The organism is Streptomyces barringtoniae (genome assembly GCF_020819595.1).
Taxonomy (GTDB): Bacteria; Actinomycetota; Actinomycetes; order Streptomycetales; family Streptomycetaceae; genus Streptomyces; species Streptomyces barringtoniae.
The window spans coordinates 188558-207714 of sequence record NZ_JAJHNP010000017.1 but is presented as its reverse complement, the minus strand read 5'-3'; the positions used below and the strand labels follow the sequence as shown (position 1 = coordinate 207714).

Annotated in this window: 11 protein-coding genes; 4 read left to right on the top strand and 7 right to left on the bottom strand. The window is 71.9% G+C overall.

The features are described from left to right. The 3 genes from LMU33_RS28510 to LMU33_RS28500 all read right to left on the bottom strand — a co-directional run. Positions 1-911: serine/threonine-protein kinase (locus tag LMU33_RS28510; protein WP_228623477.1), on the bottom strand; the 911-nt coding region annotated here is incomplete at its 3' end. Positions 912-1031: 120 nt separating this feature from the next. Next, positions 1032-3452, bottom strand: a complete 2421-nt coding sequence (gene lon, locus LMU33_RS28505) for an endopeptidase La (RefSeq protein WP_228623476.1) — start codon at positions 3450-3452, stop codon at positions 1032-1034. A gap of 172 nt (positions 3453-3624) precedes the next feature. Beyond that, positions 3625-4455: a rhomboid-like protein gene (locus LMU33_RS28500; RefSeq protein WP_228623475.1), complete on the bottom strand. Its 831-nt coding sequence runs from the start codon at positions 4453-4455 to the stop codon at positions 3625-3627. Positions 4456-4652: 197 nt separating this feature from the next. Here LMU33_RS28500 and LMU33_RS28495 point away from each other — a divergent pair, with 197 nt between their 5' ends. The 4 genes from LMU33_RS28495 (at position 4653) to LMU33_RS28480 (ending at position 11397) form a co-directional block, all read left to right on the top strand. Further along, complete coding sequence (locus LMU33_RS28495; protein WP_228623474.1) at positions 4653-5330, top strand: spermine/spermidine synthase domain-containing protein; 678 nt, start codon at positions 4653-4655, stop codon at positions 5328-5330. 113 nt (positions 5331-5443) lie between these two features. After that, positions 5444-6184 carry a response regulator transcription factor gene (locus LMU33_RS28490; protein ID WP_228623473.1) on the top strand — a complete coding sequence of 247 codons (741 nt, stop codon included), beginning with the start codon at positions 5444-5446 and terminating at the stop codon, positions 6182-6184. Next, positions 6181-7296 (top strand): HAMP domain-containing sensor histidine kinase, encoded by a 1116-nt coding sequence (locus LMU33_RS28485; RefSeq protein WP_228623472.1) that lies wholly within the window; start codon positions 6181-6183, stop codon positions 7294-7296. The genes LMU33_RS28490 and LMU33_RS28485 overlap by 4 nt, the downstream gene beginning before the upstream one ends. 303 nt (positions 7297-7599) lie before the next feature. Next, a complete protein-coding gene (locus tag LMU33_RS28480) occupies positions 7600-11397 on the top strand; it encodes a multifunctional oxoglutarate decarboxylase/oxoglutarate dehydrogenase thiamine pyrophosphate-binding subunit/dihydrolipoyllysine-residue succinyltransferase subunit (RefSeq protein ID WP_228623471.1) in 3798 nt (1265 codons plus the stop codon). A 96-nt stretch (positions 11398-11493) separates the two neighbouring features. Here LMU33_RS28480 and fxsT read toward each other — a convergent pair whose 3' ends face one another. The 4 genes from fxsT to LMU33_RS28460 all read right to left on the bottom strand — a co-directional run bounded on the left by fxsT (position 11494) and on the right by LMU33_RS28460 (position 19157). Beyond that, positions 11494-14454 carry an FxSxx-COOH system tetratricopeptide repeat protein gene (gene fxsT / locus LMU33_RS28475; RefSeq protein WP_228623470.1) on the bottom strand — a complete coding sequence of 987 codons (2961 nt, stop codon included), beginning with the start codon at positions 14452-14454 and terminating at the stop codon, positions 11494-11496. Between the two features lie 100 nt (positions 14455-14554). Next, the gene (locus tag LMU33_RS28470; RefSeq protein WP_228623469.1) at positions 14555-15739 is read right to left on the bottom strand and encodes an FxsB family cyclophane-forming radical SAM/SPASM peptide maturase; all 1185 of its coding nucleotides are present in this window, start codon (positions 15737-15739) and stop codon (positions 14555-14557) included. Next, a complete protein-coding gene (locus LMU33_RS28465; protein WP_228623468.1) occupies positions 15736-15888 on the bottom strand; it encodes a hypothetical protein in 153 nt (50 codons plus the stop codon). The genes LMU33_RS28470 and LMU33_RS28465 overlap by 4 nt, the downstream gene beginning before the upstream one ends. After that, the gene (locus LMU33_RS28460) at positions 15885-19157 is read right to left on the bottom strand and encodes an SAV_2336 N-terminal domain-related protein (protein ID WP_228623467.1); all 3273 of its coding nucleotides are present in this window, start codon (positions 19155-19157) and stop codon (positions 15885-15887) included. The genes LMU33_RS28465 and LMU33_RS28460 overlap by 4 nt, the downstream gene beginning before the upstream one ends.

The following is a 19157-nucleotide window of genomic DNA, read 5'->3' as shown; positions in this document are numbered from 1 at the left end:
GCGTGGACATCGACCAGCGTGGGCGTACGGCGCTGCGGGGCGGAGCATTCGGCGAGGGCACAGCGCAGGGCCGCGACGAACTCCAGACAGGTGCCGTGACGGTCGCCCGGGGCCTTCGCCAGGGCCTTCGCCAGCACGTCGTCGACGGCGGCCGGGACGTCCGGACGCTCCTTGCTGAGCGGGGGCGGCGGGTCGTACTGGTGGGCCCACAGCAGTTCCAGGTGGTCCTCCCGCTGGAAGGGCGGGACGCCCACGAGCATCTCGTGGACCACACAGGCCAGGCTGTACAGGTCGGCCCGGCCGTCCACCGGGCGCCCGGCGATCCGCTCGGGCGCCACGTAGTCGAGGGTGCCGACGAACTCGCCGGCGGTGGTGAACCCGGTGAGCGACAGCGACTTCTTCGCCAGTCCGAAGTCGGTGAGATAGACATGCTCGGGGTGGTCGCTGTCGACGACCTTGGCGATCAGGACGTTCCCGGGCTTGACGTCCCGGTGCACCAGCTCGCGCGCGTGGGCCGCGTCCAGGGCGGAGGCCAGCTGGGCCGTTATGCGCAGCGCGACCGGCACCGGCAGCCGGACCTCGCTGTCGATCAGGGCGCGCAGGTCCTGCCCGGAGACGTAGCACATGGCGATGTAGAGCAGCCCGTCGAACTCGCCGGCCTCGAAGACGGGGACGATGTTGGGATGGTCGATGGCGGCGGCCACCCGGGACTCCTGGGCGAAACGGCGGCGGAAGGCGTCGTTCCTGGTGTACTCGGGGGCGAGCAGCTTGAGGGCGACCGTCCGGCCGAGGCGCAGGTCCCTGGCACGGTAGACGACGGCCATGCCCCCGCGACCGAGTTCTCGCTCCACCTTGTAGCCCGCGATCTCGGCCCCGATCAGACCGGAGGGGCTCTTGGGGGGCCAGCTCACGCCTGAATTCTATCGACCCATCCCGGTATGGGCGCGGTACGACGATCCCCGCACGCGCACATGGCGAAGGCCCGGGCCTCCCTCACGGGACCCGGGCCCTCACTCATCCCATGGCGTCCGTCACGCCGCCACGGGAACCTCCGGCGTCGCGCCGTCCACCGCGGGCGCGAGTGCCAGTTCCAGGACCTGGCGGACGTCGGTCACGGTGTGGACATCGAGCTTGTCCAGCACCTCGGCCGGGACGTCGTCCAGGTCGGGTTCGTTGCGCCTGGGGATGATCACGGTGGTCACCCCGGCGCGGTGGGCGGCGAGCAGCTTCTGCTTCACGCCGCCGATGGGCAGCACCCGGCCGGTCAGCGAGACCTCGCCGGTCATGGCGACGTCCGTGCGGACCAGGCGGCCGGAGAGCAGGGACGCCAGGGCCGTCGTCATCGTGATGCCGGCGCTCGGGCCGTCCTTCGGGACCGCGCCCGCCGGGAAGTGGATGTGCACGCCCCGGTCCTTCAAGTCGGCCACGGGCAGCTCGAGTTCGGCGCCGTGGCTGCGCAGGAAGCTCAGCGCGATCTGCGCCGACTCCTTCATCACGTCACCGAGCTGACCGGTCAGGGTCAGACCCGCGGCGCCCGTCTCCGGGTCGGCCAGGGAGGCCTCCACGTAGAGCACGTCGCCGCCCGCGCCGGTGACCGCGAGACCCGTCGCCACGCCGGGGACGGACGTACGGCGCTCGGCGGGGTCCTGGGCGGACTCGGGCACGTGGTGCGGGCGCCCGACCAGGTCGCGCAGGTCGGCGTCCGTCACGGTGAACGGCAGCTCCCGTACGCCGAGTTCGTGCTGGGCCGCGACCTTGCGCAGCAGCCGTGCGATCGAGCGCTCCAGGGTGCGCACGCCCGCCTCGCGGGTGTACTCGCCGGCCAGCTTGCGCAGGGCGCTCTCGTCGATCGTGACCTCGTCCGTGCTCAGTCCCGCCCGCTCCAGCTGGCGCGGGAGCAGGTGGTCGCGGGCGATGACGACCTTCTCGTCCTCGGTGTAGCCGTCCAGGCGGACGATCTCCATGCGGTCGGCGAGCGCCTCCGGGATGGCCTCCAGGACGTTGGCGGTGGCCAGGAACACCACGTCCGACAGGTCGAGTTCGACCTCCAGGTAGTGGTCCCGGAAGGTGTGGTTCTGCGCCGGGTCCAGGACTTCGAGCAGGGCCGCGGCCGGGTCGCCGCGGAAGTCGGAGCCCACCTTGTCGATCTCGTCCAGCAGGACCACCGGGTTCATGGACCCGGCCTCCTTGACGGCCCGCACGATGCGGCCGGGCAGGGCGCCGACGTAGGTACGGCGGTGGCCGCGGACCTCGGCCTCGTCGCGGACGCCGCCGAGGGCGACGCGGACGAACTTGCGGCCCATGGCGTGCGCGACCGACTCACCGAGGCTGGTCTTGCCGACGCCGGGCGGGCCCACCAGGGCCAGTACGGCACCGCCGCGCCGGCCGCCGATGACGCCGAGCCCGCGCTCGCCGCGCCGCTTGCGCACCGCGAGGTACTCGGTGATGCGCTCCTTCACGTCCTCCAGGCCCGCGTGCTCGGCGTCCAGGACCGCCTTGGCGCCCTGGATGTCGTACGCGTCCTCGGTCCGTTCGTTCCACGGCATCTCCAGGACGGTGTCCAGCCAGGTGCGGATCCAGGAGCCCTCGGGGGACTGGTCGCTGGACCGCTCCAGCTTGTCGACCTCCTTGAGCGCGGCCTCGCGGACCTTCTCCGGCAGGTCGGCGGCCTCGACGCGGGCGCGGTAGTCGTCGGACTCCTCGCCGCCCTGCTCGCCGTTCAGCTCGCGCAGTTCCTTGCGGACGGCCTCCAGCTGGCGGCGCAGCAGGAACTCGCGCTGCTGCTTGTCGACGCCCTCCTGGACGTCCTTGGCGATGGTCTCGGCCACGTCCTGCTCGGCGAGGTGGTCGCGGAGTTGCCTGGTGGCGAGCTTCAGCCGGGCCACCGGGTCGGCGGTCTCCAGCAGTTCGACCTTCTGTTCGATGGCGAGGAACGGCGAGTAGCCGGAGTTGTCGGCGAGCGCGGAGACGTCGTCGATGGCCTGGACGCGGTCCACGACCTGCCAGGCACCGCGCTTCTTCAGCCAGCTGGTGGCGAGCGCCTTGTACTCCTTGACGAGGTCGGCGACCTGGCCCGGCAGCGGGTCCGGCACGCTCTCGTCGACGCGGGCGCCCTCGACCCACAGGGCCGCGCCGGGACCGGTGGTGCCGGCGCCGATGCGCACGCGGCTCCGGCCGCGGATCAGAGCCCCCGGGTCACCGTCGGCCAGCCGGCCGACCTGCTCGACCGTGCCCAGCACACCGGTCTTCGCGTACGTGCCGTCGATACGGGGCACCAGCAGCACCCTGGGCTTGCCCGGTTCCGACCGGGCGGCGGCCTGTGCGGCCTCCACCGCGGCCCGTACCTCGGCGTCGCTCAGGTCCAGCGGGACCACCATGCCGGGCAGCACGACCTCGTCGTCGAGAGGCAGCACGGGCAGGACGAGCGTGAACGCCGGTGACTCAGTAGCCATGATCTCCCCTTCGGCAGTCAAGTTGAGTTATGCCGACTCAACCGTTGGGGACGGGCTGGTGTTCCCCTTGTTTGTTCGCTCTCAGCGATCAAGCTCGCCCAAGGGGTGCCGTCAAGTTCACCCAAGGGGGTGCCACCAAGTTCGCCCGAGGGGACGCCGGTTCCCTGCGTCCCTAGCGGGGCGCCTTCTGCCACCGGCGCACCAAGGGCCAGCTCGCCACACCTATCGTCAGCGCGATCAGGTGGCCCCAGTTCGTCATCGGGTCCTCGAAGGCGATCAGGTCGCCGAGGAGCTCGGCGGCTGTCACGGCGAGCAGGGGCCAGCGCAGCCAGGGGCTCAGCAGACCGGAGAGGGCGCCGATGCTGGCCGCGACGCCGAAGCTGATGCCGTAGTCGAGGCGGTGCAGCGAGGTGGGCGGCAGGTGGCCGACCAGGACGGCGAGGCCCACGGGGATCTCGGTGGCGAGCGTGGCCAGGACGTGGCCCGCGAGGAAGACGCAGGCCGCACGCGCACCCCCTGTCCGCCGCTCCAGCGCGGTGAGCACCAGCACGAACGCGAGCGCGTACGGCGACAGGACGCCGCCCGCGATCCACAGCGCGCTCGCCAGCAGCACCAGTGCGGGCGTGCGCACCAGGTGGGCCACGTCGGTGCTGGAGTCCTGGTAGAGGGCGTGCACCAGGGCGGGGTCGGCCAGGGCCGCGAACACGGAGGTGACCGCCAGGACGGCCGTGTAGGCGAAGGTGAACGGGGTGCCGGCGGGCGTGGGCAGCAGACGCCACAGCCGCGGAAGCGGGAGCGACAGCGGCAGCGGTGCGGTCGGACGCCGGTCGACGGAGGCGGGTCCGGGAGCGGGGGCGAGGGGCGTGGCGTGCCGCTGGCGTGGCACGCCGTCCAGCAGGTCCGCGATCGCGGGCACCGGGACGGCGGCGATGCCGTCCGGGAGGGGCGCGCCCGCAAGGGGCGGGGACGCGGCCGCCGCAGGGCCCGTCGCGGTCCGTTCCACGCTGTGGCACTCCTTCCGTCGTGCCCCAACCCTTCGGCTTGCGGGGGCCGCTGTCTATGACCGACGCCACGCGAGAGCCGATTCACAGCAACCTCCTACGTTCCGGCTGCGTCCGCGCCCCGCACCGAAAGGGTGCACGTCAGTGCGACATCCCTAATTCCCGTGAAGGTCAAGGTGTGTTCAAGGAAGATGGGGGCATGACTGCCGTGCACGACTCCCCCGTGGTCCTCGACCGACGCGACGGCCCGTACGGCGAGGTGGTGCTGCGCCGGCACGGGGCGCTGTTGCAGATCATCGCCAACGGCTGCTTCCTGATGGACACCTCCGACGGCCGCTCGGAGCGGCTGCTGGTCGACGCCGCGCACCGGGCGCTGGACGGGCGGCCGGAGCCGAAGGTGCTGATCGGCGGGCTGGGCGTGGGATTCTCACTCGCACATGCCGCGGCCGACCCCGGGTGGGGGCGGATCACCGTCGTGGAGCGCGAGCCCGCCGTCATCGACTGGCACCGGGAGGGTCCGCTGGCGGAGGTGTCCGCGACGGCGCTCGGCGATCCGCGCACCGAGATCGTGCAGGACGATCTCCTGGCGTTCGTCAATGAGACATCCGACACGTACGACGCGCTCTGCCTGGACATCGACAACGGTCCCGGCTGGACGGTCACGGACGGCAACCGCAGCCTCTACTCACCGGCCGGACTCGCCGCCTGCGCAAGGGTGTTGAGCCCCGGCGGGGTGCTCGCGGTGTGGTCGGCCGAACCGTCTCCGGAATTTGAAGGTACCTTGCGGAATGCCGGGTTCCAGCAGGTGCGTACCGAAGAGGTGCCCGTTGCCCGGGGCGTTCCGGACGCCGTGCACCTCGGCGTACGCCCTGGATAGCGACAGCGCGGTGTATCCCCGTAATGTGCTGCCGTGACGCGGATCATTCAAGCGTCAATCGCAGACATGGGATCACCCCACTGGTTCCGGAAAGCAACAAGCAGGGGCGGGCGATGGAGCAGACACACACCTCCCAGAGCAGCGCGGCGACGAGCACCCAGGGCGCACAGCGCCGGGTGCTGGTCGTCGAGGACGACCCGACGATCGTCGACGCCATCGCGGCCCGGCTGCGCGCCGAGGGATTTCTCGTACAGACCGCGTCGGACGGCCCGGCCGCCGTCGACACGGCCGAGGCCTGGCAGCCCGACCTGCTGATCCTCGACATCATGCTGCCGGGCTTCGACGGCCTGGAGGTCTGCCGGCGGGTGCAGGCGCAGCGCCCCGTGCCGGTGCTGATGCTGACCGCGCGCGACGACGAGACGGACATGCTGGTCGGTCTCGGGGTCGGCGCGGACGACTACATGACCAAGCCGTTCTCGATGCGGGAGCTGGCCGCACGCGTGCACGTGCTGCTGCGCCGGGTGGAGCGGGCGGCGCTGGCCGCGGCCACCCCGCGCTCCGGCATCCTGCGCCTCGGCGAGCTGGAGATCGACCACGCACAGCGCCGGGTGCGGGTGAAGTCCGAGGACGTCCACCTCACGCCCACCGAGTTCGACCTGCTGGTGTGCCTGGCGAACACCCCGCGCGCGGTGCTCTCCCGGGAGCAGCTGCTGGCCGAGGTGTGGGACTGGGCGGACGCCTCCGGCACCCGTACGGTCGACAGCCACATCAAGGCGCTGCGCCGGAAGATCGGCGCCGAGCGGATCCGTACGGTGCACGGCGTCGGGTACGCGCTGGAGACGCCCACGCCATGAGCACCGACGGGCGTCAGGCCGCGCGCAGAGGCCCCGGGGAGGATCCCTGGGGCGGCGTACGCCCGTTCTCGATCAAGACCAAGCTGGGCGCGCTCGTCGTCATCTCGGTGCTGATCACCACCGGTCTGTCGATGATCGCGGTGCACACCAAGACCGAGCTGCGCTTCATCACGGTCTTCTCCATGATCGCCACCCTGCTGATCACGCAGTTCGTGGCGCATTCGCTCACCATGCCGCTGGACGAGATGAACACGGTGGCACGGTCGATCTCCGAGGGTGACTACACCCGCCGGGTCAGCGAGGGCCGCCGGGACGAGCTGGGCGACCTGGCCCGGACGATCAACGTCATGGCGGACGAGCTGGAGGCCCAGGACCGCCAGCGCAAGGAGCTGGTCGCGAACGTCTCCCACGAGCTGCGCACCCCCATCGCGGGCTTGCGCGCGGTGCTGGAGAACATCGTCGACGGGGTCACCGAGGCCGACCCGGAGACCATGCGGACGGCCCTGAAGCAGACCGAGCGGCTCGGCCGGCTCGTGGAAACCTTGCTGGACCTGTCCCGGCTCGACAACGGCGTCGTACCGCTGAAGACGCGGCGCTTCGAGGTGTGGCCGTACCTCTCGGGCGTGCTGAAGGAGGCCAACATGGTGGCCTCGGCACGCGCGGGCATCGCCTCCGGCTCCGGCAGCCACACGCGCACCGACGTCCATCTGCACCTGGACGTCTCCCCGCCGGAGCTGACCGCGCACGCGGATCCCGAGCGCATCCACCAGGTCGTCGCCAACCTGATCGACAACGCGGTCAAGCACAGCCCGCCGCACGGCCGGGTGACGGTGAGGGCGCGCCGCGGTCCGCGGCCGGAGTCGCTGGAGCTGGAGGTCCTGGACGAGGGCCCCGGAATCCCCCGGTCGGAGTGGCACCGGGTGTTCGAGCGGTTCAACCGGGGCGCGGTGACCCGGCCGCACGGGCCGGGCAGCGACGGCGGCACGGGGCTCGGCCTGGCGATCGCCCGCTGGGCGGTGGATCTGCACGGCGGCCGGATCGGTGTGGCCGAATCCGAGCGGGGCTGCCGGATCATCGTCACCCTTCCGGGACCGTCTTCCGTTCCTGGTTGACGTAGGGTTCGAACCGGAAGCACAAGATCCACGAGCGTCCGCGCCCTTTCCGTGCAGCTGGACACGTGTGATCAGGAGCAGGCCCGCGCGATCGGTCGAACGAAGAAGCGCCGGGCCGGGGCCGGTGCATCCTCCCACCTGCGGAACCACGCTTGTTTCCCGCCATATCAAGCCCTGAAACGAGATTTCCGATGTGACTTACGCGACGATGACCTTGCTCGACCTGACCTTCCCGGCCGTGGAGGCGTAGCCTTTATTCCCGCTGTCCATCACCTTGTGAAGCGGAAGAGGGCGGTTGCCGCCGTGTCGCCACAGTCCCCCAGTAACCCGAGCGTCTCGACCGACGACCAAGCCGGGAAGAACCCCGCTGCCGCGTTCGGTCCGAACGAGTGGCTCGTCGACGAGATCTATCAGCAGTACCTCCAGGACCCGAATTCGGTAGACCGCGCCTGGTGGGACTTCTTCGCCGATTACAAGCCGGGTGCTCCTGTCACCCCGGCTGCGGCGGGTACTGCGGCCGCGGGGGCCGCAGAGACCACCACCACGGTTCCGAAGGCCCAGCCCGCGCCGGCTCCGGCGGCTCCGAAGCCCGCCGCCGCTCCGGCGCCGGCTCCCGCAGCCCCCGCGGCGAGTGCCGCGGCCCCCGCCCCGGCCAAGCCGGCGCAGCCCGCACAGGCGCCCGCTCAGCCGAAGCCGAAGGCCGCTCCCGCCGCGAAGGCCCCCGAGGCCCCGGCGGGCCCGGAGCTGATCACGCTGCGCGGCCCGGCCGCCGCGGTCGCCAAGAACATGAACGCCTCGCTGGAGCTGCCGACCGCCACCTCGGTCCGCGCGGTCCCGGTGAAGCTGCTGTTCGACAACCGGATCGTCATCAACAACCACCTCAAGCGCGCCCGGGGCGGGAAGATCTCCTTCACGCACCTGATCGGGTACGCGATGGTGCAGGCCATCAAGGCCATGCCGTCGATGAACTGGTCCTTCGGCGAGAAGGACGGCAAGCCGACCCTCGTCAAGCCGCCGCACGTCAACCTCGGCCTGGCCATCGACCTGGTGAAGCCCAACGGCGACCGCCAGCTGGTCGTCGCGGCCATCAAGAAGGCCGAGACGCTGAACTTCTTCGAGTTCTGGCAGGCCTACGAGGACATCGTCCGCCGCGCCCGTGACGGCAAGCTGACGATGGACGACTTCACCGGTGTCACGGTCTCCCTGACCAACCCCGGCGGCCTCGGCACCGTCCACTCCGTCCCGCGTCTGATGCCCGGCCAGTCGGTGATCATGGGCGTCGGCTCCATGGACTACCCGGCGGAGTTCCAGGGCACCAGCCAGGACACCCTGAACAAGCTCGGCATCTCGAAGGTCATGACGCTCACGTCGACCTACGACCACCGGGTGATCCAGGGCGCCGCCTCCGGCGAGTTCCTGCGCCAGGTCGCGAACCTGCTGCTCGGCGAGAACGGCTTCTACGACGACATCTTCGAGTCGCTGCGCATCCCCTACGAGCCGGTCCGCTGGCTGAGGGACATCGACGCCAGCCACGACGACGACGTCACCAAGGCCGCCCGCGTCTTCGAGCTGATCCACTCCTACCGGGTCCGCGGTCACGTCATGGCCGACACCGACCCGCTGGAGTACCGCCAGCGCAAGCACCCCGACCTGGACATCGTCGAGCACGGCCTCACCCTGTGGGACCTGGAGCGCGAGTTCGCCGTCGGCGGCTTCGCCGGCAAGTCGATGATGAAGCTGCGCGACATCCTCGGCGTGCTGCGCGACTCGTACTGCCGCACCACCGGCATCGAGTTCATGCACATCCAGGACCCCAAGCAGCGCAAGTGGATCCAGGACCGGGTCGAGCGCGGCCACTCCAAGCCGGAGCGCGAGGAGCAGCTGCGCATCCTGCGCCGCCTGAACGCGGCGGAGGCCTTCGAGACCTTCCTGCAGACGAAGTACGTCGGCCAGAAGCGCTTCTCGCTGGAGGGCGGCGAGTCCGTCATCCCGCTGCTCGACGCGGTGATCGACTCCGCCGCCGAGTCCCGCCTGGACGAGGTCGTCATCGGCATGGCCCACCGCGGCCGCCTGAACGTCCTGGCGAACATCGTCGGCAAGTCGTACGCGCAGATCTTCCGCGAGTTCGAGGGCAACCTCGACCCGAAGTCGATGCACGGCTCCGGCGACGTGAAGTACCACCTGGGCGCCGAGGGCACCTTCACCGGCCTGGACGGCGAGCAGATCAAGGTCTCGCTCGCCGCGAACCCGTCCCACCTGGAGACGGTCGACCCGGTCATCGAGGGCATCACCCGGGCCAAGCAGGACATCATCAACAAGGGCGGTACGGACTTCACGGTCCTGCCCGTGGCGATCCACGGCGACGCGGCCTTCGCGGGCCAGGGCGTGGTGGCCGAGACCCTGAACATGTCGCAGCTGCGCGGCTACCGCACCGGCGGCACGGTCCACATCGTCATCAACAACCAGGTCGGCTTCACCGCGGCCCCCGAGTCCTCGCGTTCCTCCATGTACGCGACGGACGTGGCCCGCATGATCGAGGCCCCGATCTTCCACGTCAACGGCGACGACCCCGAGGCCGTCGTCCGCGTGGCGCGGCTCGCCTTCGAGTTCCGCCAGGCGTTCAACAAGGACGTGGTGATCGACCTCATCTGCTACCGCCGCCGCGGTCACAACGAGTCGGACAACCCGGCCTTCACCCAGCCGCTGATGTACGACCTGATCGACAAGAAGCGCTCGGTGCGCAAGCTCTACACCGAGTCCCTGATCGGTCGCGGCGACATCACCCTGGAAGAGGCCGAGCAGGCCCTGCAGGACTACCAGGGCCAGCTGGAGAAGGTCTTCACCGAGGTCCGCGAGGCCACGTCCCAGCCGGCCGTCGTCGACGTCCAGGCGCCGCAGGACGGCTTCCCGGTCGCGGTCCCGACCGCGATCTCCGCGGAGGTCGTCAAGCGGATCGCCGAGTCCCAGGTCAACATCCCCGACTCCTTCCACGTGCACCCGCGTCTGCTGCCGCAGCTGCAGCGCCGGGCGACGATGGTCGAGGAGGGCACGATCGACTGGGGCATGGGCGAGACCCTCGCCGTCGGCTCCCTCCTGCTGGAGGGCACCCCGGTCCGCCTGTCCGGGCAGGACTCCCAGCGGGGCACCTTCGGCCAGCGCCACGCGGTGCTGATCGACCGTGAGACGGGCGAGGAGCGCACCCCCCTGCAGTACCTCTCCGAGGACCAGGCGCGCTACAACGTCTACAACTCCCTGCTGTCCGAGTACGCGGTCATGGGCTTCGAGTACGGCTACTCGCTGGCCCGCCCCGACGCGCTCGTGATGTGGGAGGCGCAGTTCGGCGACTTCGTCAACGGCGCGCAGACGGTGGTCGACGAGTACATCTCGGCGGCCGAGCAGAAGTGGGGCCAGATGAGCGGCGTGACGCTCCTGCTCCCCCACGGCTACGAGGGCCAGGGCCCGGACCACTCCTCGGCCCGCGTCGAGCGCTTCCTCCAGCTCTGCGCCCAGAACAACATGACGGTCGCCATGCCGACCCTCCCGTCGAACTACTTCCACCTCCTGCGGTGGCAGGTGCACAACCCGCACCACAAGCCGCTGGTGGTGTTCACCCCGAAGTCGATGCTGCGTCTGAAGGCCGCCGCGTCGAAGACGGAGGAGTTCACGTCGGGTCAGTTCCGCCCCGTCATCGGCGACGCGACGGTGGACCCGGCCGCGGTCCGCAAGGTCGTCTTCGTGGCCGGCAAGCTGTACTACGACCTGGAGGCCGAGCGGGTCAAGCGCGGCGTCACGGACACCGCGATCATCCGCATCGAGCGCCTGTACCCGCTGCCGGGTGCCGAGCTCCAGGCGGAGATCAAGAAGTACCCGAACGCCGAGAAGTACCTGTGGGCGCAGGAGGAGCCGGCGAACCAGGGTGCCTGGCCGTTCATCGCGCTCAACCTGATCGACCACCTGGACCTGGCGGTCGGCGCGGACGTCCCGCACGGCGAGCGCCTGCGGCGCATCTCGCGCCCGCACTCCTCGTCCCCGGCAGTGGGTTCCGCCAAGCGCCACCAGGCCGAGCAGGAGCAGCTGGTGCGTGAGGTCTTCGAGGCGTAAGCCTTGGGCGGTTCAGCCGAAAAGGGCCCGGCCCCGAGTTCACAGTGACTCGGGGCCGGGCCCTTCTCCTGCCCGGAGGGGCCTTCCGCCGGGCGATCAGATCGGCTGGGGCTCGAAGTCCCAGTAGGGGCGGTGGCGCTCGAGTATGTGGCGGGTGTGGGGGTGGTCGGCGCCGAGGAGTGAGGTGAGGCGGGTCACCGCGTCCTGGTGCAGGGCCTCGGACTCCTCGCGCTCTCCCAGCTCGGCCAGGTCGAGCGCGAGGCCTGCCCGCAGGCTGATGGTGAGGACGTGCGCGTCGCCCAGCACCCGCGCGGACCGGTCGGCCGCCTCCCGGCCCAGTACCGCCGCCTCGTCGGTCCGTCCCACGGCGGCCAGCGCGGCGACCTCGTTCTTGGCGCAGCCGATGGCCCACGGGTGGTCCCTGCCGACCGCCCGCCGCATCTGATGCGCGGCCTGCCGGGACAGCTCCAGCGCCACCCGGTGCTCGCCCAGGTCCCGCATGACGGTCGCCACGTTGTCCCGCGCGCCGATCGCGTACGGGTGACGTTCGCCGAGCTGGGCGGCGTAGTGGGTGGCGGTGGCCTCGGCCAGGTCCCGGGCCTCCTCGGTGCGCTCCAGGTCGCGCAGCAGCATCGCGTAGTCGCAGGACACCATCAGCGTCTCCGGGTGCAGCGGGCCGCGTCGGCGGATCAGCTTCTCCCGGACCCCGCGCAGCATGGCGTGCGCGAACTGCAGATCGCCGACGCGGCGGGCGCACAGGGCGAGGTTGTGCTCGGCGAGCAGGGTCTGGCTGTGGGTGCGGTCCAGTACCTGGCTGTGCACCCGGGAGTTGTGGCCCTGGATGGCCAGCGCCTCCCGGTAGTTGCCGAGCAGGCGCAGCATCCAGGCGGTGCGCAGCGCGGAGTTGAGGGTGAGAGCGTCGCGGCCGCCGAGGATGTCCAGCCGGGCCTCGAACACCTTGCGGTGCAGGGCCAGGGACTCGGCGTAGCGGCCCTGGAGGCCGACGGCGACGGCGAGGTTGCTGCGGATGGTGAGGGTGCGCGGCACCTGCTCCCCGCCGAGTTCCGCGGCGGCGGTCGTGGCGGCCTCCTCGAACAGGGCTCGGGCCTCGGCGTACCGGCCGAGCGCCATGAGGGTGCCGCCGAGGCCGTCCTTGGCGCGGATGAGCTCGATGGGCCGTACGTCCTCGGCGCGCACCAGGCGCCCGAGGGTGTCCTGGCCGATCGTCTTCGCCTCCTCGTACCTGCCGAGGCGGCGCAGCATGTTGGCGAGCTGGTGGAGGGCGACCAGCACGGAGCGGTCGGTGTCGCCGGAGGTGGCCCGCCAGTGCTTGACGGCCGTGCGGCTGAGCCACCAGCCGTCGTGGTACTCGCCGCGCATCCGCAGGTATTCGATGCAGTTCAGGACGAGTTCCCGGGCGTCGTCGTCGGCCGACTCCAGGGCGCCGGACGGTTCCAGGTGCGGGATGAGGGCGGCGTAGCGGGCCCAGTTGCCGGCCGAGGAGGAGTCGCGGGGGTCGGCGGAGACGAGGACCTTGCGGGCGGCCGCGGAATAGCGCTCGGCGTCGGCGGGCGACTGGATGGAGCGGACGAAGCGGTGGAAGAGGCGGTGCATGCGCAGGGTGCCGATGGTCTGGGTGTCCATCCGCGGGCCGGGTTCGTACTCGATGCGCATGGAGGTGATCTCCGACAGCCGGCGCAGCGCGGTGTTCCAGCTGCTGGGCTCGGAGATCAGGTCGGCCAGTTCGGCGGGCAGGTCGCCGTGCCGGGCCGTCTGCAGCAGCCGTACCGGCACCACGTCGTGCGAGAAGCACACGAGCAGGTTGAGCAGCTGCCAGGCGGACTCGGAGCCCTCGCGCAGGGTGTTGACGAGCTTGGCCCAGGCGACCTCGAAGCTCTCCGGGTACTGGCCGGAGGGCATCACGCCGAAGCGGTCCGGGCGGCCGTCGCGGATGTCCCGGATGTAGTCGTCGACCGGCACGGTCGGGTTGATGTCCAGCCAGGCGGCCGTCTGGTCGAGCAGCAGCGGCATGTCCTCGACGGCCTCGGCGAGGCGTGCGGCCTGGGTGTCGCTGAGCCTTTGTGTGCGCCGCGAGGCGAAGGCGACGCTCTCGCCGCGCTCGAAGACGGGCACGGCGATGTTCTCGGCGTGGGCGCCCCACTCGCTGCGGTGCGTGGTGATCAGGACGTGTCCGCGCCCCTCGGGCAGCAGGTCGACCAGCCGCTCGGGGTCCCCGGCGCCGTCCAGGACGAGCAGCCAGGGTCGCCGGGTGCGGTCGAGTTCCCGCCGTACGGCGGTGATGGTGGCCGCGAGATCACCGGCGTCCTGCAGTTCCAGCGCGGTCGCGAGCTCGGCGAACTGCTGGCGGGCGGTGACACGCTGGCCGGCGCTGACCCACCACACGATGTCGTACTCGCCGGCGAACCGGTGGGCGTACTCCAGTGCCAGCTGCGTCTTCCCGAAGCCGCCGGGGCCGAGCAGCGCCACGGCGGCGCCGTCGGCCCCGGCGGCGGAGAAGGCGCCGTAGACCTTCTCCAGCAGTTCGGTGCGGCCGATGAAACGGCGGTTGCGGCGCGGGACCTGCCACACGTCCGGCGGGTCGTCGGGGAAGCGGGGGCCGCGGCACAGGTCGATCAGGGTGCCCGGGGCCGGGATGCCCGCGCACTCCAGAACGCGGCTGCGCGCGATCTCCGGCCTCAGGCCGCGCAGTTCGACGGGGGCCAGGGCGATGACGGCCTCCGGCATGGGCCGGGCGGTGATGCTCACGGCGGCGATGCGGTCCTGGTACACCGGCAGCACCTGCCGCAGGGCCTCGGCCCAGGCCTCGAACCGCTCGGTGCCGAGCCGCTCGTGCCAGTCGTCGATCACCAGCAGCACGCGCCCCGGCGCGCTCAGGAGGTCGGCGAACGCCTCGGCGGACGGCGGTCGGCGCAGCGGGTTCCACCTGACCAGCGTGGTGCCCCGTCCCGCGGCCCGGATCTGGTGGTCGATCCACTTGGCCCAGGACTCGCTCTGTCCGGCGAACACCACCGTGACGTGTCCGAGTTCCGCCGCCATCTTGCCGTTCCCCTCGACTGAACCTGGTCACGAGTGTGCACAGGCCATTCAATTGTGCGTCAAATCAGCTTCAGAGGTGGTGTGTTGAGCATGTTCCCGGTCAGGTCATCGGTGCGGTCGTGCGCTCCAGGCGGTGCGCGACGTGCCGGATGAGCCGCTCCAGATCGGCGCAGTAGACACTGGGGTGCCGGAACCCTGTCCCAGGAGCGTACCGGTGCACGTAGTTCCCGCCTCCGCACACCTTCCCCACGGGACAGCCCAGGCATTCGGCGGCCAGGGCTCGGGCGCCCAACTGGCGTGCGGCGATGCCCGGGTGGCGCAGGGCGTCGTCGAAGGAGTGCCGGTGGACGTTCAGCCCGGTCTCGGAGGCGCCCGCGTACGCCGACCTGAGCGCGTCGACCTGCTCGATGGCACCGTCCGTCTCCACGACGACGGCCGCCATGGGCGACAGTCCTACGGCCTCGGCGCGGCTGGGAGCGCCGAGGAGCAGGGCGGCAACCTCCTGGAACAGGCGGACGCGGGTGGGCACTTCGGGGTGCCGCCCGCCCCACCAGGCGTCGAAGACGGTGGCGAGCCAGTCCCCGTAGGGGGTGGGCGCGGGGCGGTGCCTGCCCGGGGACCGGCCGTGTGTGTCCCAGTTGGCGTGCGGGAGGAGGAAGTCGATGCCCGGCGGGCGCAGTCGGACCAGGGAGCCGTAGACGTCGAGCGGATCGGCGGTCGGGTCGATCGTGCAGAGGATTCCGGCGTACGACTCCGGGCGCTCGGCAAGCCGTAGGGCCGCCGCGCGGGCGGCGGGCCAGGCGGGGCGGCCGGCGTGGTCGATGCGGCGGGCGTTGTGCGCGCGGCGGCCGCCGTCGAGGCTGAGGCCGACCCGGATGCCGGCGTCGGCGAGGCGGTCGAGCGTCCTGGGCGTCAGCCGCGTGCCGTTCGTCTGGACGGTGGCGGTGACCTGGCAGTCGACGGCTCCGCGTACCGCGTCGGCGTAGGCGAGGACCGGGTCGGGGCCGGTGAGGAGGGGTTCGCCGCCGTGGAGTTCGATGCGGATGGCGTCGAGGCGGTGGGTGCGGACGTGCTCGGCGATACGGGCCGCCGTGCGGCGCATGGTGCGGGCGGAGGTGCTCCGCGGGCGCTCGCGCCAGCCGTGGTCGGGGCCCTGGTAGAGGTAGCAGTAGGTGCAGTCGAGGTTGCAGCGCCCGTGCACCTTCAGTACGAACTGCCGGAACGGGACGGGCTCGTGGGCGCGGGTGTCCAGGGTGTCGTACGGCCATGCCGGGTGGGTCGTCATGGCGCGTCCTCGTAGTGGGCGACGACGGTGGACTCCCCCTCTCGTGCCCGGAGTTCGGCGAGGATCGCGGCCAGTACCGGGTGGTCGGTGTGGTCGGGCGGGGCGATCTCCGGGAGAGGTATGCAGGTGTCGTCGGTGGGAAGGGTCACTCGTCGGCCGTTTCGGGGGACAGGCGGGAGGGGCGCCGGCGGATGTCGCCGGTGCTCGCGCGGCTGGTCAGACCTTGAGCACGTGCGTAGTCGCTTCCGGCCGTGTTGGGCCTGCCCTGCCGCTCGCGTGCCAGGCCTCGCCCCATGAGGGCCAAGGCCAGCAGTTCGTCGTCGCCCGCCTCCTCGGCGTATGCGACGGCCTTGCTGTAGCGGTCGATCGCCGTGTGCAGGTGCACGACCGCCCCGGTGCGCTCGTACAGCTCCAGGGACAGGTTCGCGCGGCTGTTCCAGCACTGGGTGAGCAGCACCGGGCCCTCGGCACCGCGAACGGCCTCGCCGAGCAGCCAGTCGGCCTCGTACAGCTCGGTCAGCACGCGGGTCAGGCGGTAGCGCATGATGTACGCGTCGGCCAGACTCCGGCGCCGCACGGGCAGCTGGGGATCGTCCGGCGGGGACAGGTCGACGGCCTCGCGCAGATGGTCGACGCTCCTGAAGGCGTCCTGGGCCTCTTCCGACCCATGCCAGCGGACCGACAGCGCCAGGCCGAGGCCGGTCAGCACCCGCGGGCGCCTGGGGTCGTCCTCGCCGAGCAGCGACAGGGCCTCCGACCACGCGTCGATGGCGCGGTCCAGCTGGGTGCGGTCCGCGGAGTGAGCGTAGCGGTCACTGTAGATCCTCGCGGCCCACGCGTGGCACTTGTATCTGAGCGCCTCGTCGTCGCCCGCGGCCCGCAGGGCCTCTTCCACCGCGTACACCAGCGTCCGCCGCTCCCGGCCGTCGTCGCGTGGGGGCTGCTCGATCTCGATGGCGGCCGCCGCGTCCAGCCAGATCCGGCAGCGCTCCGCGTCCGGCAGGGCGGTCTCTCTGCCGGCCGCCTCGACGAGGTCGTCACCGGCCCGCGCGGCACAGTACTCGGCACGCCACCGGTCGGGTGCCGGCCTGGCGACCGGCCCCTGGCCCGCATACTGCCGGGCCAGGTCCAGCCACAGCCGCCCCCGTACGACCAGCCCGTCCGGGCCCCCGAGCCACACCTCCACCGCGTCGCCGGCCCGCTCCAGGTGACAGACGTACCAGAACTCGGCGTCGATCCCTTCGTCCGGTCCCAGCTCCGCCATCTCGCGCCGCACGTCCGTCAGCACCTCGGCAGCGATCTTGCGTCGCTCCGAAGGCGCGTCCCTCGCGTCCACGACGGCCGCGAGGCTCGCCTCGGCCACGTACAGCAACACGCGCAGAGCCCGCTCCTCGGCCCGCCGCGGCTCCTGGCGAGCCCACTCCCGCAGGCTGTCCGGAATGCCGTCGAAGTCGACCCCCGCGTACCGGACCTCCTGCGCCTGCGTCCAGCACACCAGCCCCCGGACGAGTCGCCCGGAGAGGGACGAAGTGTCCTCGACCGCCTCCCACGCCTCCCTGAGGTCGTCCCCCACGCGCCGCACCCGCCACCGGGTGAGCAGCGCGTCGGCCAGGTCCTCATGGGCGCTGACCCGCTCGGTGTCCGAGCGGGCTTCGGTCGCCGCCACTCCGAAGTACCCCACCGCCGCGTCGAGTTCCCGGGTGAGGCCCTCCTCGTGGAACCGGGCCAGCGCCCGCCGCCCCAGCTCCAGCAGGTCCACGGGCGTCTGCCCGGCCGCCACGGCCACCGGCAGCGGCGGCAACCGCGCGCCCAGATCCCGCAGCACCGCCGCCGAGACCTCGGCGAACGCCCTCAGCCCTGCCGGTTCCCGCTCCCCCGAGACGGCCGGCAGCTCCCCGTCCGGCGGTACCGCTCCCCGCAGAAACGCCCCGGCCAGCGCGGGGAAGTTCCGCGCACTGCGCCCGAACTTCCGCTCCACGTACTCGGAGCAGTGTTTGAAGAGCAGTTCCACCTCCTCGACGGTCAGCCGCGACCGCAGCTCGGAGGCGACGCCGGGCAGGAAGTAGTACCGCACGCCCCGCGCGTCGTCCGCGTCCTCCTGCCGCCGCAGCAGGCCGCTCAACAGCACCTCGGCCAGGACGTCCGGCCCGCTCCCGGCCAGCATCGCGTGCTGCACGAGCTGCATCACCGGCAGATACAGCGGTACCGCCGACAGATACACCGCCAGCCGCCGCGCCTCGGAGGACGCCCGGCGCCAGAACCCGCGCACACGCTCCTCCGCGCCGCGCTCCTGCGCCGCCCGCAAGGGCGCCCCGGAGGCCGGGTGGTCGGCCCGCACCCACCCGGCCGCGGCGGCCAGCGACTGCCCCGTGGCGCCGGACACCAGCCGCGCCCAGCCCTCCACCGATTCCCGCCGCAGCGCCAGCACGGGCACCGGCAGCGCCCCGGCCTCCACGGGCCCCCGGTCGGGCCGGAACCGAAGCGACCCGGCAGGGCCCTCACTGCGGTGCAACATCCCGCGCCGGGCGGGCAGATGAGTCCGCAGCCACATCCGCTGCGGCAACGGCTGTACGACGGCCACGGGCGCCGTGGCCGCCCAGTGGTGCAGCAGCCGCTGCACCCGGCCGTTGCGCCACATGGGCCCGGCGCAGTCGCTGAGGACCAGCGTGACACGCCGGCCCGTCGGATCGCTGAGCTGCTCCGGCGCGGAGAGCGCGGCACCCGGCTGCGGGGTGGCCGCACAGCCGGGCAGCCCGCCGGGCGCCTCGTGCAGGTAGCGCATCTGCACCTCGCGGAAGGCGCCGGCGCGGGCGCAGACCTGGCGGAGTTCGTCGAGGGCCTGCTGCCAGACGACCGTCGAGGTGGAGACGTCCATCAGGAGCAGCAGACGTGCCTCCCGGCGCCGGTCGGTGCGCAGGACGGGCAGGACGAGCCCGGACTCGGCGGCGCGTTCGGCGGTGGCCTGCTCGTCGAGGGTGCGCGGCACCGGTCGTACGGGCGCGCGGTAGCGCTGGAGGGGCCGTAACCCCCTTTGCAGGGCGAGGGGTTCAGGCAGCGCCGGTGCGGCCGGGACGCGGACCGGGGTCATCCGGGTCCCGGTGCCGTCACCGCCCGGGCCCGGGGCGAACAGGCGGGCGCCGTCGGGCTGTGCGGGCTCCTCGCCGCCCGCACGCGGGCGCACCGACGGCACCGGTCGCGGGGCCTGCGTGCCCGTGCCGGCGGACGGCTCCTGGGCAAGGGGCGGACCGGCCGCGGTCCTTGAGCGCTGCGCCGGTCCCGGAAGCCACCGCGCCAGCCACAGCGCATCCGCCAGTTCCTCGACCCCGGGCGCGATCCCCGCGTCCCGCATACGCGCGACCAGCGCCGTGAGCACCGGGCTCACGCCGCTCGTCGGGTCACCGGGGGTGCGGGAGGTCAT